Annotated in this window: 5 protein-coding genes; 4 read left to right on the forward strand and 1 reads right to left on the reverse strand. The window is 63.4% G+C overall.

Features of this window, described 5'->3' with window-relative positions; all coding sequences use genetic code 11:
* Positions 1–51: 51 nt before the first annotated feature.
* Complete coding sequence (locus LKD37_RS09985) at positions 52–6,969, reverse strand: S8 family serine peptidase (RefSeq protein WP_302929077.1); 6,918 nt, start codon at positions 6,967–6,969, stop codon at positions 52–54.
* Positions 6,970–7,549: 580 nt separating this feature from the next.
* Here LKD37_RS09985 and rpoB point away from each other — a divergent pair.
* The 4 genes from rpoB to LKD37_RS10005 all read left to right on the forward strand — a co-directional run bounded on the left by rpoB (position 7,550) and on the right by LKD37_RS10005 (position 16,907).
* Positions 7,550–11,227 carry a DNA-directed RNA polymerase subunit beta gene (gene rpoB, locus LKD37_RS09990; RefSeq protein ID WP_302929079.1) on the forward strand — a complete coding sequence of 1,226 codons (3,678 nt, stop codon included), beginning with the start codon at positions 7,550–7,552 and terminating at the stop codon, positions 11,225–11,227.
* Between the two features lie 21 nt (positions 11,228–11,248).
* Complete coding sequence (gene rpoC / locus LKD37_RS09995; protein ID WP_302929080.1) at positions 11,249–15,013, forward strand: DNA-directed RNA polymerase subunit beta'; 3,765 nt, start codon at positions 11,249–11,251, stop codon at positions 15,011–15,013.
* A 128-nt stretch (positions 15,014–15,141) separates the two neighbouring features.
* Positions 15,142–16,044, forward strand: a complete 903-nt coding sequence (locus LKD37_RS10000; protein ID WP_302929081.1) for a hypothetical protein — start codon at positions 15,142–15,144, stop codon at positions 16,042–16,044.
* An 89-nt stretch (positions 16,045–16,133) separates the two neighbouring features.
* Positions 16,134–16,907 carry a TetR/AcrR family transcriptional regulator gene (locus LKD37_RS10005; RefSeq protein WP_302929082.1) on the forward strand — a complete coding sequence of 258 codons (774 nt, stop codon included), beginning with the start codon at positions 16,134–16,136 and terminating at the stop codon, positions 16,905–16,907.
* Positions 16,908–17,062: the final 155 nt, after the last annotated feature.

Below are 17,062 nucleotides of genomic sequence, written 5' to 3' on the forward strand. Positions count from 1 at the left end.
CCGGGACGCTATCGCGTCCCGGGGCTATTGCTATTACCTGACTTTTTAGGGTCAGCTCAGGTGCTTTTTCTTGCCCAGCAGCAGGGCGGCGGCAGCCAGCAGGGATACGGAGGCCGCAGCCAGCCACAGAGCGGTGTGAGCCTCGTCGCCGGTCTTGACGCCGGGATTCTCGGGCTCAGCGGGCTTGTAGTTGGGGTCGGTCTCGCCGCAGTTGGTGCACTTGCCGTCCTTGTAATCGTGGCCGGTAGCGGGGATGACTTCGCCCTTCTTCACGACCTCTTGGCACACGGTGCACACCTCGTCGCCGGTGTAGCCATCCTCGGTGCAGGTGGCCGCCTTGGCGCCTACCAGCTGGGTCTTGTGGCCCGGCGCGGGAATAACCTCGCCCTTCTTCACGGTCTCGCCGCAGACGGTGCAGACTTCGTCGCCGGTGTAGCCGTCCTCGGTGCAAGTAGCGGCCTTAGCGCCTACCAGCTGGGTCTTGTGGCCCAGAGCGGGAATAACCTCGCCCTTCTTCACGGTCTCGCCGCAGACGGTGCAGACTTCGTCGCCGGTGTAGCCATCTTCCGTGCAGGTGGCGGCCTTGGCGCCTACCAGCTGGGTCTTGTGGCCCAGAGCGGGGATAACCTCACCCTTCTTCACGACCTCCTGGCACACGGTGCACACCTCGTCGCCGGTGTAGCCGTCTTCCGTGCAGGTGGCGGCCTTAGCGCCCACCAGCTGGGTCTTGTGACCCAGGGAGGGCAGGGTCTCGGTGCGGGTGTCGGTATAGTTCTTGCCTTCCAGGGTCACGGTGGCGGTATAGGTCCGGACGCCCTCGGTGGAGCAGCCGGGCTGGGTGGTGACCTCGCTGGTGATGCTGGCGGGCAGGACCTTCACATGGCCGGCATCCCGGGCGCAGGCGAAGGAGGCCTCGGCGGCGCCGCAGCCGGTCCAGGTCCACACAGGCTCGCCCCAGGCGTGGCCCAGGGAGGGCAGGGTCTCGGTGCGGGTGTCGGTGTAGTTCTTGCCCTGGAAGGTCACCGTGGCGGTATAGGTCCGGACGCCGGTGCTCTCGCAGGAAGCGGGGGTGGTGATCTCGCTGGTAACAGCGGCGGTGACCTCCTCCACATGGCTGGCGTCACGGCTGCAGGTGAAGGTAGCTTTGGCGGACTCGTAGCCGGTCCAGGTCCAGGCGGCCTCGCCATAGTCGTGGCCCAGAGTGCTGATGGTCAGGGCCTCCAGGGTGGTCTCGTTCTTGCCTTCGGCGTCACTGAACAGCTTGCCGCAGACGGAGCACACCCAGTGGGCCTTGACGCCGGTCTCCTCGCAGGTGGCGGGGACCTCAGGTACCGCGGTGAGAGTATGGCCGTCGGCGCAGGGATCGGTGGCGCCGTAGGTCATGGTCACGTTGTCGATGGCGAACATGGCGTCGGTATCGTCATAGCCCCGGTTGGCCTTCTTATAGAAGTGGAAGGCGAACTGGGCATTGTCCGTGCAGAAGGCGGCGGGAACGGCAACGTTGGCCGTGCCCATGAACCAATAACCGCTTACCGGCTCCAGATCGGCTGCGGTCCAGATGGTGGTCCAGGTCTGGCCGCCGTCGGTGGTGGCCTCCACGGTCACGGAGCAGTAGTTGCCGATGACGGACTTGAACAGCAGGTAATCGAAGCTCAGCGTGGGCGTCTTGCCGGTGAGGTTCACCACCGGGGAGATGAGATACTCATCCTGCAGCTTGTCGCTGCCGCCTGCCATAGGCAGCAGGGGCTTGCGGATGCCGCCCACGCTCCAGCCGCCGCCCCAGGGATCTTCATAGTAATCCATGTCGATGCGGGCCTGCTTGGTGGAATTGAGCTTGGTATTGGTGCCCTGGTACCAGGTATAGGGGCTGTCGGTACGGGTGCCCTTCACGGTCCAGCCGTGGCCGGGGAAGGTCTCGGACTCGAAGTCGTTGTCGAACTGCACGTCGGAGGCCGTCTTGGTGAACAGGGCGGCGATGGTGTGGTTGGCGGTGACATTCTCAAAGGTGTAGCTGTCCACCGCGCCCACGCTCTGGCTGTCCACCAGCACATCGGCGATGGCGTAGCCCTCCTGGGCGGCGATGGCGAAGGTCTGGGACGCGCCCTCCTTCACGGACACCGCACCGGCGGGGGTGATGGAGCCGCCCTCACCGGCGCTGGCGGTGATGGTGTACTTCTGGGCTACGGGGCCGTCCTCCACCGCCATCAGCTTCACATTGTCGATGGCCAGCTGGCCGGTAGTGTCCTCATTGGGATGGACATAGCGGAAGGCAAACTGGACGCCGTCCACATTGTACTCGGCGGGCACGGGAACCTCTGCGCTGCCGGAAATGATGTAGTTGCTGGCCTGCTGGCCGGTATAGCTGTCTTGGAAGTTCCAGATAGCGTTCCACGTATTTCCGCCGTCGGTAGAAGCTTCCACCGTAGCGGTGAAGGTCTTGTTCTTGATGCCGTACTCGCCGTAGGCGAAGTCGAAGGTCAGAACGCCGTCACGGGTACCGGACAGGTCCACAGCCGGGGAGATCAGGTACTCATCCTGTGCACCCTTCCAGTCGTTGCTGATGTAAGCGTGCTTGGAATCATTGCCCTCGTTCTTCCAGTTGTAATAGGTATACTGCTTCCATGTGCTGCTGGTATCCTGCACCTTCACGGTCCAGCCGTGGAAGGGGAAGCTGTCGCCGGCCACGTCCTCGAAGTCGTTCTGGAACATCACCACGGGGACGTCGGGAATCTTCTCGAAGGCGGCGGACACGGCATAGCTCTGGTCCATGACCAGGGTGTAGGCGCCGTCCGTCACGTCCACGGTGCGGCCGTTGACCTTCACGGAGGCCAGCTGATAGCCGGGGTCCGGGGTGAAGGTGATCTCGGCGCTTGCGCCGGGGGCGTATCTGGTCTGACCGGCGGGGGCCACGGTGCCGCCCTCATTGGCGGTGGTGGTCAGGGTGACGGTGTCGCCGGACGGCTGGGCCTTCTGGAAGGTGGCGGAGATGGTGTGGTCCACGCCCACCCGCTGGAAGGTGTAGTAGCTGATGGGGCCGAGATCGGCGCCGTCCACGTTGACGTTGACGATCTCATAGCCCTGGGCGGGAGCGATGTCGAAGGTCTTGCTGGTACCCTTCTTCACCAGGGTCTGACCGGCGGGGGTGATGGTGCCGCCCTCACCGGCGGCGGCGGTGACGGACACATAGTTGTCCCGCTCCTCGGCGTACAGCTGGACGTTGTCCATAGACAGGGTGGAGCCGCCCTTACCGGTGTAGACAAAGGCGAAGCGCAGGTCCTTGCTGCTTTGCAGGCTCTCGGGGATGGTCACCTTGGCCTGGGTCTTGGTCCAGGCGGTGAACAGGCCGGAATCCCGCTGCAGGTTCCAGATCTCCTGCCAGTTCTCGCCGCCGTCGCCGGAGGCCATGACCTGCAGGTTGCAGTGCTTATACTCCACGGTGTACCAATAGGTGGTGTAGAAATCGAAGACCATGTGGACCTCGGTATCCACGCCGCTGATATCGGTGGTGCGGGAGATCAGCCACTCGTCCTGCTGGTTGTCGTCGTCATGATCCACGGCGGCCATGTAGTCCTCGTCGCGGTACCAGGTGTTCAGAGAGCCGCCCTTGCTCTGGACGCTCCAGTCGTCGGGGAGCCACTTCTCGTTGAAGTTCTCGGTCCAGAGGATGTTGGTGGGGGTGATGGTGCCGTGATCGTCGGGGTTGCCGGGAGCACGGACGGTATACACCTTGGAGTTGCCGGCGTAGTCGTGGACGATCATGCCGAAGGTCTCGCCGAAGCCGGTGATGTCATACTCCTTGATGTGGCTGGTGACGCCGGGCTTGTCCTCGCCGAAGCCCTGCATACCATAGAGCATCTCGCTGTTCTTGATGTTGTAGAACACCACGGCCGCCACATACTGGTTGTCGGACACGTCCAGGCTCAGATAGTACCGGCCCTCGGACTCGGTGACCTTCAGGTTGTCGGCATGAGGCTCCTCGGTGTCGATGGTGATGGGGAAGGACCAGGAGTGCTTCTGGTTGGTCCCCACGCCATCGCCATAGGGCAGGGTGGCCTCGATGGTCACGGTGGCCTTGGTGTTGTTGGGCAGCTTGGCGTTGTGGGCGTCGGTGCCGTACCAGGGCTCAATGCCGTCATATTCGGCGTCCACACCGGCGGGCACAATGCGGTAATAGTCGTAGCTGTAGATGGACTTGCCCACATACTCGCAGTCCTTGCTGTAGTACACCTGGCCGTTGGCGCCGGTGATGGTATACTTCAGGCTCTTGGTGTTGCGCAGCAGGCCGGTGTAGATACCGGTGAGGCTGTCCATGAAGTCATCGTTGTTGGGGGAAATGGCGTTGCGGTCCGCCAGATACGGAACGGTGGTGTAGTTGTTGTCGCCCAGGTAGGTGTCCACCGTGTTCTCGCTGGAGGAGGAGAAGGCGGTGTTCATGTACGCCTGGGCCTGGCTGGCGGAGCCGTCCAGCGTCTCCCAGTAATCGGTGGAATCCATGATGGGAGCCTTGGTCCAGTCTCCGTAGAAGGCCAGGAACGGCAGGCCCAGGTCAATGGGATCGGTCAGGGCGCTGCCGTCGGCGGCCACCTGGGTCAGGGTCACGAAGCCCTCCACATAGCTGCCGTTGGGGAACTGGGCCAGCATCTTCCGGCCCTCGCCGGTAACGGTGACGGTGACGGTGACATCGGCGGTCTTGCCGGGAGCCACGGCCACCCGGTTATTCTCGCAGTTGGTGGTGAAGGTGTGGGGCAGCAGCCGGGAGCTTCCGCTGATGGTGGAGAACTCCTGCCCGCTGCCGTTGACATAGGCCTCGGTGGTATCAGTCAGCACCAGGGGGGTCACGTCGTAATACAGGGTGTCGCTGCCGGTGTTGTGGACGGTGAAGTTCATGGTGTACACGCCCTTCATGGCGGGATCGTCCTTCAGCTCCAGCTTGGGACGCTCCATGCCCTCCACGGACAGATAACCCCGGGTATTCACGGCGTCGTTGATGCTCATCAGGCCAGCGCCCTGCTTCCGGGGGGAATAGGGCACGCCGTTGTCGTCATAGATCACATGGGCGGTGCTCATGAGCAGGGTGTCGGTCATGTGCTTGCGCTGGGCGCCGGTCATGCTGTTGTCCCGGGCCTTCAGGGCCTGCTGGACGATGGCCATGCCGCCGGCCGCGTGGGGGGATGCCATGGAGGTGCCGTCCATGCTTTCATAACCGCCGGGCACGGCGGCATAGATGCCCGCGCCGGGGGCGGTGAGCTCCGGCTTCAGGGTCAGCTCGGGGGTAGCGCCCCAGCTGGAGAAGTCGGCCATGCCATAGGTGGGGGATTCCACCAGGGCGTCGGCGGAGGCCACAGACAGGGTCTTGGTCTCCTGCTGCTTCATGTATTCACCGGCGGCCTGGGAGATAAACGCGCAGGGGATCTTCCAGTCGGTGATGGACATGTACAGCATGCCGGGGACGTTGTTGTACACCAGCATGCCAATGGCGCCGGCGTTGGCGGCGTTGCGCTCCTTCTGCTCATAGTACATGCCGCCGCCCCGCTGCACCAGGGCGATCTTGCCGGTCAGGTCCAGGCCCGCATAGTCCTCCTCCGCGCCGTAGTTGGGAACCACCACATACTCAATAGAGCCCTGGGCGGACAGGCTGCGGAAGGGCTTGGCGTTCTCGTCCTCGCTGATGGTGGCGCTGTCCTGATAGGCCAGGTTCTTGCCGCCCACGGTGACATAGGGGCCCTTGACCATGCCGTTGGACACGGCGGCCACGGACAGGGACTCGCCATAGGTGGAGGGCTCGCTGACCAGGCCGTAATCGGGGTTGGAGGCCAGGGCCTTGCCGCCGAAGGCGTCGCCATAGGCGGCGTTATAGGCGTTGCCCGCGGCCACAGCCAGGGACACGCCGCTCTCGCCGGTGCGCTCGAACACGTCCAGCAGGCTCTTGGTGAAGGCGTCCTCGCTGTCATAGTCGATGTAGCCGCAGTCGGAGCCAAGGCTCAGGTTGGCCACGTCCACGCCCAGCAGGATGCAGTCCTCCAGAGCGGCCAGAATGTCCGCATAGGACGCGCCGCCGGTGGACTTGAACACGTTCATGTTGATGATCTGGGCCTGGGGAGCCACGCCCATGGCGGCCTCGTTGACGCCGGTGTTGCCGGCGGCGGTGGAGGCAACGTGGGTGCCGTGGCTGCCCTTATCGCCGGGCATGCCGTCCTTGTCCCTGTCGCCGTAGTCAAACTGGAAGGGGATCTTGGCGCTGTAATACAGGTCGGACACGCTGATGCCCTTGACGATGCTCTCCGCCTGGAAATCGTACTGCTCCAGCATGGACTGGAGCTTCTCCCGGGTCAGGGAAGGGCTCTTGGGGGCGGTCTTGAAGATCTCGTGGCCCATGTCCACGCCGGTATCCAGAGTGGCCACCAGCATTCCCTCGCCGGTGAAGCCCGTGGTATTATAGATACCGCCGCCGATCATCCGGTTGCTGTTGGCGGTGTCGGGCAGCAGCTCAAACGTGGGGGAAATGAAGGCGGACTGCACGCAGTCCAGCTTCCGGATGGCCTTGTACTGGCCATAGGTCACTGTGGCGGAAAAGCCGTTGAGCAGGGTGGTATACTGCCGCTGGGGCTCCACCTGCCCGTCAATGGCCCGGTTGATCTGAGCCAGGGCGCTCTTCTGCGTGCGCAGCAGGGCGTTGACCTGGGCCCGGGAATCCGGGTCGGCCACGGAGTCGTTGACCACCACGATGATCTCGACCTCGTCGCTGTCGTCGAGCTTCGCGGTGTTCTCCATCTGAATTTTTTCGCCGTTTTTCTGGCCGCTGTGCAGGACCTGGCGGGCGATATCGTTGGCGATACCGCTGACCGTGGTTTCCTGCAGGGAGGCGTTGACCTCCTGCTCAGCTGCCTGGGCGAATGCCGTCACCGGCAGGGCAGTCAGGATCATCAGAACCGCCAGAGCCAGTGCACAGCACCGTTTGATAGCTGTCATCTCGTTCCTCCTATAAAAAATATTGTCCGCCGCTGCATAAAAGTTCAGCGCGACTTATATATTATACCAGCTTTTGGACTTTAATGCAATGACGTAACGGCATAAAATGCCAAAATATTTTCCAAATTTTCCGGCATTCTCCGGTCAAAAAAACGGCCCCGGGCCAGACACCCGGGGATGGAGCTTTCCGGCGCGCTGCAAGGCTACGCATTTGCGGACCGTCCGCGGCTCCGTCCGACGGATCGCGCGGGAAATGCCCGCAATTTCGAAAAATCCCTTGCGCAGCATAAAAATACGGCGCCTGCGAAAAATCCCGCTGGGAGTCCGAAAAAATCGGGCTCCCGGCGGGGTTTTATGTTGACAAAGGGGCCACGCCTGTGGTACAATAAGACGCTATATTGAGAAAATGGGGCCTGATGCCCCATTTCAAATCTGCTGTTATGATACCAGCTTTCCCCCAAAATTACAAGTGGGCCCGGGCGAAAACAAACAACCGGGCCGAGCGTGTCAAAATCCCGGGAGAGCGGTTCCCAAGGAAAAGCACGGAGAAAATGCGAAAAGAAAGGCGTGAGTATTGAAGATGGCCAAGGACAAGTATTATGGCAAGACCCTGCGCAAGAACTTTGCCAGACACGAAGAGGTCATGGCGATGCCCAACCTGCTGGAGATTCAGAAGAAATCCTATCAGTGGTTCCTGGACACCGGCCTGCGGGAGGTTTTTGCCGACGTGGCCTCCATCGGCGACTATGCCGGCAACCTGGAGCTGAGCTTCATCGACTACAGCATGGACGAGAAGCCCAAGTACGACGTGGAGGAGTGCAAGGCCCGGGACGCCACCTATGCCGCCCCCATGAAGGTCAGCGTGCGCCTGCACAATAAGGAGACCGGCGAAATCAAGGAGCAGGAGATCTTCATGGGCGATTTCCCCCTGATGACCCACTCCGGCACCTTCGTCATCAACGGCGCCGAGCGCGTGGTGGTCAGCCAGATCGTCCGCTCCCCCGGCATCTACTACGGCAAGGAGATCGACCTGAAAACGGACCTGCCCCTGCTGACCTCCACGGTGATCCCCTACCGGGGCGCGTGGCTGGAGTATGAGACCGACAGCAGCGAGGTGTTCTGGGTCCGCATCGACAAGAACCGCAAGCTCCCCATCACCTGCCTGATCCGGGCCCTGGGCCTGAAGACCGACGGCGAGATCCTGGACCGCTTCGGCGACGATCCCCGCATCGTGACCACCATGGAAAAGGACACCTGCAAGTCCTATGAGGAGGCCATGCTGGAGATCTATCGCAAGCAGCGCCCCGGCGAGCCCCCCACGCTGGACTCCGCCGAGAACCTGATGCAGGGCCTGTTCTTCGACCCCCGGCGGTATGACCTGAGCACCGTGGGCCGGTATAAGTTCAACAAGAAGCTGACCCTGTGGACCCAGGCCAAGGGTCAGAAGCTGGCCGAGCCCGTGGCCGACCCCGCCACCGGCGAGCTGCTGCTGGAGGAGGGCCACGTCCTCTCCGGCGACGACTGCCGCACCCTGGACGCCATCGGCGTGGGTATGGTGAAGGTCCGGCTGGAAAACGGCGAGGTCATCCGCATTTTCACCAACCGCATGTGCGATATGAGCCGCTATGTGGACTTTGACCCCAAGACGGCGTGCGGCATCAAGGAGCGGGTGCGCTTTGACGTGCTGCAGGAGCTGCTGAGTCAGTATCAGGGCGAGGAGCTGGTGGAGCAGTGCCGCCTGCAGGCGGACCGCCTGGTGCCCAAGCACATCATCGTGGACGACATCCTCACCTCCATCAACTATATGAACGTCCTGGCCCACGGCCTGGTGCAGAAGGACGATATCGACCATCTGGGCAACCGCCGCCTGCGCTGCGTGGGCGAGCTGCTGCAGAACCAGTTCCGCATCGGCTTTTCCCGCATGGAGCGGGTCATCCGGGAGCGGATGACCATCCAGGACCTGGACATCGTCACCCCCCAGAGCCTCATCAACATCCGGCCTGTCACCGCCGCCATCAAGGAGTTCTTCGGCTCCAGCCCCCTGAGCCAGTTCATGGACCAGACCAACCCCCTGGCCGAGCTGACCCACAAGCGGCGTCTGTCCGCCCTGGGCCCCGGCGGTCTGAGCCGGGAGCGCGCCAACATGGAGGTCCGCGACGTGCACTACAGCCACTATGGCCGTATGTGCCCCATCGAGACTCCCGAAGGTCCCAACATCGGCCTGATCTCCTATCTGGCCACCTATGCCCGGGTGAATGAATACGGCTTCATCGAGGCCCCCTTCCGCCGGGTGGAGCGCCCCTCCGGCCGCGTCACCGACGAGATCACCTATATGACCGCCGACGTGGAGGATCAGTACGTTGTGTGCCAGGCCGCCGAGCCTGTGGACGAAAACGGCTGCCTCATCGGCCCCCGTATCACCTGCCGCCACCAGGACGAGACCATCCAGGTGGAGCCGGAATACGTGGACTACATGGACATCTCCCCCCGTATGATGGTGTCCATCGCCACGGCCATGATTCCCTTCCTGCCCAACGACGACGCCAACCGCGCCCTGATGGGCGCCAACATGCAGCGGCAGGCCGTGCCCCTGCTGCGGCCGGAGGCTCCCATCGTGGGCACCGGTATGGAGCACAAGATCTGCCTAGATTCCGAGGTGGTGGTGCTGGCCGAGGGCGACGGCGTGGTCACCAAGGTGGACGCCACCAACGTGTCCGTCAAGTATGACAGCGGCGAGAGCAAGGACTATAAGCTCATCAAGTTCCTGCGCTCCAACCACGGCACCTGCATCAACCAGAAGCCCATCGTTTCCGTGGGCGAGCGGGTCCACGGCGGCGACGATCCCACGGTGCTGGCCGACGGCCCCGCCACCGATCAGGGCGAGATCGCCCTGGGCCGCAATATCCTGGTGGGCTTCATGACCTGGGAGGGCTACAACTACGAGGACGCCGTGCTGCTCAACGAGCGGCTGGTGAAGGAGGATGTTTACACCTCCATCCATATCGAGGAATATGAGATCGACGCCCGCGACACCAAGCTGGGGCCCGAGGAGATCACCCGGGATATCCCCAACGTGGGCGAGGACGCCCTGAAGGACCTGGACGAGCGCGGCATCATCCGCGTGGGCGCCGAGGTCCACGCAGGCGACATCCTGGTGGGTAAGGTCACCCCCAAGGGCGAGACCGATCTGACCGCCGAGGAGCGCCTGCTGCGGGCCATCTTCGGCGAGAAGGCCCGGGAGGTCCGGGATACCTCCCTGAAGGTGCCCCACGGCGAAAGCGGCATCATCGTGGACGCCAAGGTGTTCACCCGGGAGGCCGGCGACGAGCTGGGGCCGGGCGTGAACCAGGTGGTCCGGGTCTATATCGCCCAGCGCCGCAAGATCCAGCCCGGTGACAAGATGGCCGGCCGCCACGGCAACAAGGGCGTCGTTTCCCGGGTGCTGCCCCAGGAGGATATGCCCTTCCTGCCCGACGGCACCCCCCTGGACATCGTGCTGAACCCCCTGGGCGTGCCCTCCCGTATGAACATCGGCCAGGTGCTGGAGGTCCATCTGGGCTACGCCGCCAAGACCCTGGGCTGGAAGGTTGCCACCCCCATTTTCGACGGCGCCACCGATAAGGACATCACCGAGGCCCTGACCCAGGCGGGTCTGGACCCCCAGGGCAAGAGCTGGCTGTATGACGGACGCACCGGCGAGCGGTTCGACAACAAGGTCACCGTGGGCTATGTGTACTTCCTGAAGCTGCACCACCTGGTGGACGATAAGATCCACGCCCGGTCCACCGGCCCCTACTCCCTGGTGACCCAGCAGCCCCTGGGCGGCAAGGCCCAGTTCGGCGGCCAGCGCTTCGGCGAGATGGAAGTCTGGGCCCTGGAGGCTTACGGCGCGGCCTATACCCTGCAGGAGATCCTGACGGTGAAGTCCGACGACGTCACCGGCCGCGTGCAGACCTACGAGGCCATTGTCAAGGGCCACAACGTGCCCACCCCCGGCGTGCCCGAGTCCTTCAAGGTGCTGGTGAAGGAGCTGCAGTCCCTGTGCCTGGATATCCAGGTGCTGGACGAGGACGGCAACCAGATCGAGCTGAAGGAGGACGAGAACGCCCCGGATTCCTTCAACCTGGCCCGGATGGACGCCGAGGACGACCGCCGCAATCGCTACGCAGACGAGAGCGAGCTGGCGGACGCAGGCTTCGACTATGTGCCCGAGGAAGAGGTGGAGGCCTCCTACGACGGCGCGGACGATGAATTTTAAGGAACAGGAGGAGCATAGAGCATGAGTTATCCCACTTTTGACGCCATTAAAATCGGAATCGCTTCTCCGGAAATGATTCGCGAGTGGTCCTACGGCGAGGTGAAGAAGCCCGAGACCATCAACTACCGCACTCTGAAGCCCGAGCGGGACGGCCTGTTCTGCGAGCGCATCTTCGGGCCCACCAAGGACTGGGAGTGCCACTGCGGCAAGTATAAGAAGATCAGCTTCAAGGGCAAGATCTGCGACCGCTGCGGCGTGGAGGTCACCCGGGCCAAGGTGCGCCGTGAGCGCATGGGCCACATCGAGCTGGCCACCCCCGTCAGCCATATCTGGTATTTCAAGGGCATCCCCTCCCGGATGGGCCTGCTGCTGGACATCAGCCCCCGGATCCTGGAGAAGGTCCTGTACTTCGCGGCGTATATCGTCACCGACCCCGGCGAGACCCCTCTGCTGCGCAACCAGCTGCTGTCCGAGAAGGAATACCGGGACATGCGGGAGAAGTATGAGGACGATTTCGACGCCGGCATGGGCGCCGAGGCCGTGAAGAAGCTCCTGCAGCAGATCGACCTGGAGGAGCTCAGCGCCCAGCTCCATGCGGAGCTGAAAACCGTCACCGGCCAGAAGAAGGCCCGGGTGGTGAAGCGCCTGGAGGTGGTGGACGCCTTCCGCCTGTCCGGCAACAAGCCGGAGTGGATGGTCATCGACGTTCTGCCGGTGATCCCCCCGGAGCTTCGGCCCATGGTCCAGCTGGACGGCGGCCGGTTTGCCACCTCTGACCTCAACGACCTGTATCGCCGGGTCATCAACCGCAACAACCGCCTCAAGCGCCTGTTGGAGCTCAGCGCCCCGGACATCATCGTCCGCAACGAAAAGCGTATGCTCCAGGAGGCCGTGGACGCCCTCATCGACAACGGCCGCCGGGGCCGCCCCGTCACCGGCGCCAACAACCGGGCGCTGAAATCCCTGAGCGATATGCTCAAGGGCAAGCAGGGCCGCTTCCGCCAGAACCTGCTGGGCAAGCGCGTGGACTATTCCGGCCGCTCCGTTATCTGCGTGGGCCCCGAGCTGAAGATCTATCAGTGCGGCGTGCCCAAGGAGATGGCCCTGGAGCTGTTCCGCCCCTTCATCATGAAGAAGCTGGTGGAGGACGGCTCCGCCAACAACATCAAGTCCGCCAAGCGCATGGTGGACAAGGGCGTCACCGAGGTGTGGGACGCTCTGGACGTGATCATCAAGGACCACCCCGTGATGCTCAACCGCGCGCCTACTCTGCACCGCCTGGGCATCCAGGCCTTTGAGCCGGTGCTGGTGGAGGGCCGCGCCCTGAAGCTGCACCCCCTGAACTGCACCGCCTTCAACGCCGACTTCGACGGCGACCAGATGGCCATCCACGTCCCCCTGTCCGCCGAGGCCCAGGCCGAGGCCCGGCTGCTGATGCTGTCTGCCAACAACCTGCTGCGCCCCCAGGACGGCGGCCCCGTCACCGTTCCTACCCAGGATATGGTGCTGGGCTCCTACTACCTGACCTTCGAGCGGTTTGAAAACGGCGTCAGCCAGATGGACAACGACGAATACTGGCCCCAGGGCGTGGACTTCTCCCTGGCCGGCAAGAGCTATGACGAGCTTACCGACCAGGAGAAGGCCAATGTCCACATGAACATCTATCGCGACGAGGACGAGGTGCTCATGGCCTATAACGAGCACGTCATCGGCGTGCACCAGCCCGTGTGGATCCGCGTCACCAAGGAAGTGAACGGCGAGACCCTGTCCCATGTGGTCCGGGCCACCGCCGGCCGCATCATCTTCAACCGCAACATCCCCCAGGACCTGGGCTTCGTGAAGCGGTATAACGACGACGGCACCCGTTCCGAGCACTTCTTCGACTATGAGATCACCGAGACCTGCGGCAAGAAGCTGTTGGGCAAGATCGTGGACCGCACCATCAAGCAGTACGGCTTCACCACCGCCGCCGAGGTGCTGGACAACATCAAGGCCACGGGCTATAAATACTCCACCCGGGGCTCCATCACCATCTCCATCGCGGACATGACCGTCCCCGAGAAGAAGTATGAGCTGATCCGGGAGACCGAACAGCGGGTGGTGGACATCGAGGACCAGTACAACATGGGCTTCATCACCGACGAGGAGCGCTATAAGCTGGTGGTCCGCGAGTGGGAAAAGACCACCAACGACGTTACCGACGCCCTGACCGCCAGCCTGGACCGCTACAACCCCATCTTCATGATGGCGGACTCCGGCGCCCGCGGTTCCATGAAGCAGATCCGTCAGCTGACCGGTATGCGCGGCCTGATGGCCAACACCGCCGGTAAGACCATCGAGATCCCCATCAAGGCCAACTTCCGTGAGGGTATGTCCGTGCTGGACTACTTCACCTCCTCCCGAGGCGCCCGGAAGGGTCTGGCCGATACCGCTCTGCGTACCGCCGACTCCGGTTACCTGACCCGCCGCATGGTGGACGTGTGCCAGGATGTCATCATCCGGGAGGATGACTGCGGCGTGCAGAAGGGCATTCTGGTGTCCGAGATCAGCGAAAACGGCCAGGTCATCGAGAAATTCTCCGAGCGCATCCGGGGCCGCTTCCCGGTGCATGACATCACCGACCCCAAGACCGGCGAGGTGCTGATCTCCAAGGATCACATGATGACCGAGAGCGACGCCGCCCTGCTGGAGAGCTTCGACATTCACTCCGCCGAGATCCGCACCGTGCTGACCTGCAAGGCCCACAGCGGCATCTGCGCCAAGTGCTACGGCATGAACCTGGCCACCTCCAAGCCGGTGGGCCCCGGCGAGGCTGTGGGTATCATTGCGGCGCAGTCCATCGGCGAGCCCGGTACCCAGCTGACCATGCGTACCTTCCACACCGGCGGCGTGGCCGGCGGCGACATCACCCAGGGTCTTCCCCGCGTGGAGGAACTGTTCGAGGCCCGCAAGCCCAAGAAGATGGCCACCCTGGCCGAGATCGGCGGCAAGGTCCGCTTCGAGGAGGCCACCAAGGGCAGTCTGCTGAACATCATCGTCACCGCCGACGACGGCGACACCCGCACCTATTCCGTGCCCCACACCGGCCTGCAGGTCCGTGACGGCGACGTCATCGAAAAGGGCAAACAGCTGCAGGACGGCGCCCTGAACCCCCACGACGTGCTGCGGATCCGCGGCGCCTCCGCCGTGCACAACTACCTGATCCAGGAGGTCCTGAAGGTGTACCGCCAGCAGGGCGTGGACATCAACGATAAGCACATCGAGGTCATCGTGCGCCAGATGATGCGCAAGGTCCGGGTGGAGGACGCCAACGACACCGGCCTGCTGTCCGGCGCCATGGCCGACGTCCTGGAGGTGGAGGACGAGAACGAGCGCGTCCGCCAGCGCATCGAAGCGGGCGAGGTCCGGGAGGACGGCGAACCTCTGCAGGAGGCCACCTATACCCAGCTTCTGATGGGCATCACCAAGGCCTCCCTGGCCACGGATTCCTTCCTGTCCGCCGCGTCCTTCCAGGAGACCACCAAGGTCCTCACCGAGGCCGCCATCAAGGGCAAGGTGGACCACCTGGTGGGCCTGAAGGAGAACGTCATCATCGGCAAGCTGATCCCTGCCGGCACCGGCCTGAACGCCTATCGGCACTTCGCCGAGGAGCTGGTCCCCGTGACGGAGGAGGAGCTCCAGGAGGAGCAGTCCGAAGAGCAGGCCACCGGCGTGGAGGCCCTGCAGGAGGACGCCGCCCAGGTGCTGGAGGAGACTCCCGGCCAGGACGAGCAGGACCAGGAGTAAGACGACTCCGGGCATATACGGTTCGTTACGCAGCCCCCGGCGGATTCCCGCCGGGGGCTGTTTTCTTGCCTTTTTCCCGGCGGCGTGGTACAGTAAGGGTATCCGCACAAGGGAGGAGCCGTTTCGCCATGTCCGCATCCGCCGCCTGCTATCATCTGCCGGGCCTGTTTGAATTTTACGATTTTTACCGGGTGTTTCTGCCGCTGTTCCGGCAGCACCGGGAGTATTTTTACGATTGGTGCCGCATCGCCTCCCTGTATGGCGCACCGGCGGACTGCATCTGGGGCGGCGGCCGGGTGGGGTCCGGGGACCGGGACCCCCGGGAGGTGCTGGCCCTGACCCGGGAATACGGCATCTCCGCCCGGCTGACCTTCAGCAACTCCCTGCTGCGGCCGGAGCACCTGTCGGACCCCCGCTGCAACCGGCTGTGCCGCCTGCTGGCGGAAAGCCCCGGCCCGCAGAACGGAGTCATCGTCCACTCGGACCTGCTGCTGGACCATCTGCGCCGGACCTATCCCGGGCTGTACTTCGTCTCCTCCACCACCAAAGTGCTGACGGATTTTTCCCTGCTGCGCCGGGAGCTGGAGCGGCCGGAGTTCCGCTATGTGGTGGCGGATTTCCGGCTGAACCGGGCCTTCCGCCAGCTGGACACCCTGCCCCAGGCCCTGCGGGACAAGGCGGAGCTTCTGTGCAACGAGTGCTGCGCCTTCGGCTGCCGGGACCGGGCCGCCTGCTACCGGTCCGTCAGCCGGGAGAACCTGGGCCTGGAGGGTCCCGTCCACCGCTGCACCGCCCCGGACGCCGCCGGGGGCTATCGCTTCTCCCGGGCCATGGAGAACCCCGGCTTCATCGGCGTGAACGATATCCGGGACGTTTATCTCCCCATGGGCTTTTCCCAGTTCAAGATCGAGGGCCGCAGCCTGGGCACCGCCCTGCTGCTGGAGTTCCTGCTGCACTACCTGACCCGCCCGGAGTACCATATCCACGTCCGGGAGGCCCTGTATCTGGACAACACCCTGGACCTGTTCTGACCCGCCCCCTGCGTCCCGTCCGGGGCGCGGGGCTTTTTTCCAAATCCCCCTTGCCTTTTCCGAAAATCTCTGTTACAATTATGGCATGCATGCCAAACACATGGAAGGAAGTGCGTATTACGACCATCACAAGCGCCAGTCTGCCCGCCAAAAAACGGATCCTGACGGTCTGCGTCAAGCTGTTTCTGGAGCAGGGTTACAAAAAAACCACCGTGGCGGAGATCGTTCACAAGGCGGCGGTGTCCAACAGCATTTTCCAGAATATCTTCCGGGCCAAGGACGGCGTCCTGACGGAGCTGGCGGAGTTCATGTTCTCCAACCAGTTCTCCATGGCCCGGGACGTCACCGGGAAGCAGCTGCCCCCCGCCTATGTCTACGCCGCGGAGACCGCCATCCAGATGACCCTGACGGAGCTGAACGAGAACCTGCGGGAGATCTATGTGGAGAGCTATACCCACAGCGAGGTGTCCGAGTTTATTTTCCGGGCCACCGCCCGGGAGCTGTACCGGATCTTCGGCCCCTATCAGCCGGAGCTGACGGAGGAGGACTTCTACGCCCTGGAGCTTGGCTCCGCCGGCCTTATGCGGGGCTACATGGTCCGCCCCTGCGATGGGACGCTGACGCTGGAGAAGAAGCTGCGGATGTTCCTGACCCTGAGCCTGCGGGGCTATAAGGTCCCGGAGGAGGAGGTGCGGCAGATTCTGCGCTTTGTGGAGGGATTGGACATCCGCACCGTGGCGGAGCAGGTGATGCAGAAGCTGTTCCAGGCCCTGGCCATGCATTATGAGTTTTCCCTGTCGGAGGAAGCACAGGCCGCCGCCCCGGCGGCCCCGGAGGACAAAGAAAAGAAAACGAAGCTATGAAAGAACGCGTCCTGAGCATACTGCTCACCCTGCGCATGCGGCTATGAGATGATCCCGGCCGCCCTGTTGATGGCCCTGACCATCGGCCGCAAAAAGCGCCTGAGCTGACCGCTTTTTCCCCCATAAGCAACAAATAGCCCCGGGACGCGATAGCG

It is taken from the genome of Brotocaccenecus cirricatena, from assembly GCF_020687045.1.
Taxonomy (GTDB): Bacteria; Bacillota; Clostridia; order Oscillospirales; family Oscillospiraceae; genus Vescimonas; species Vescimonas cirricatena.

Coding starts and splice junctions, on each gene's coding strand:
- rpoC (WP_302929080.1), top strand. CDS start 11,249: ATGAGTTATCCCACTTTTGACGCCATTAAAATCGGAATCGCTTCTCCG.
- LKD37_RS10000 (WP_302929081.1), top strand. CDS start 15,142: ATGTCCGCATCCGCCGCCTGCTATCATCTGCCGGGCCTGTTTGAATTT.
- LKD37_RS10005 (WP_302929082.1), top strand. CDS start 16,134: ATGCCAAACACATGGAAGGAAGTGCGTATTACGACCATCACAAGCGCC.
- rpoB (WP_302929079.1), top strand. CDS start 7,550: ATGGCCAAGGACAAGTATTATGGCAAGACCCTGCGCAAGAACTTTGCC.
- LKD37_RS09985 (WP_302929077.1), bottom strand. CDS start 6,969: ATGACAGCTATCAAACGGTGCTGTGCACTGGCTCTGGCGGTTCTGATG.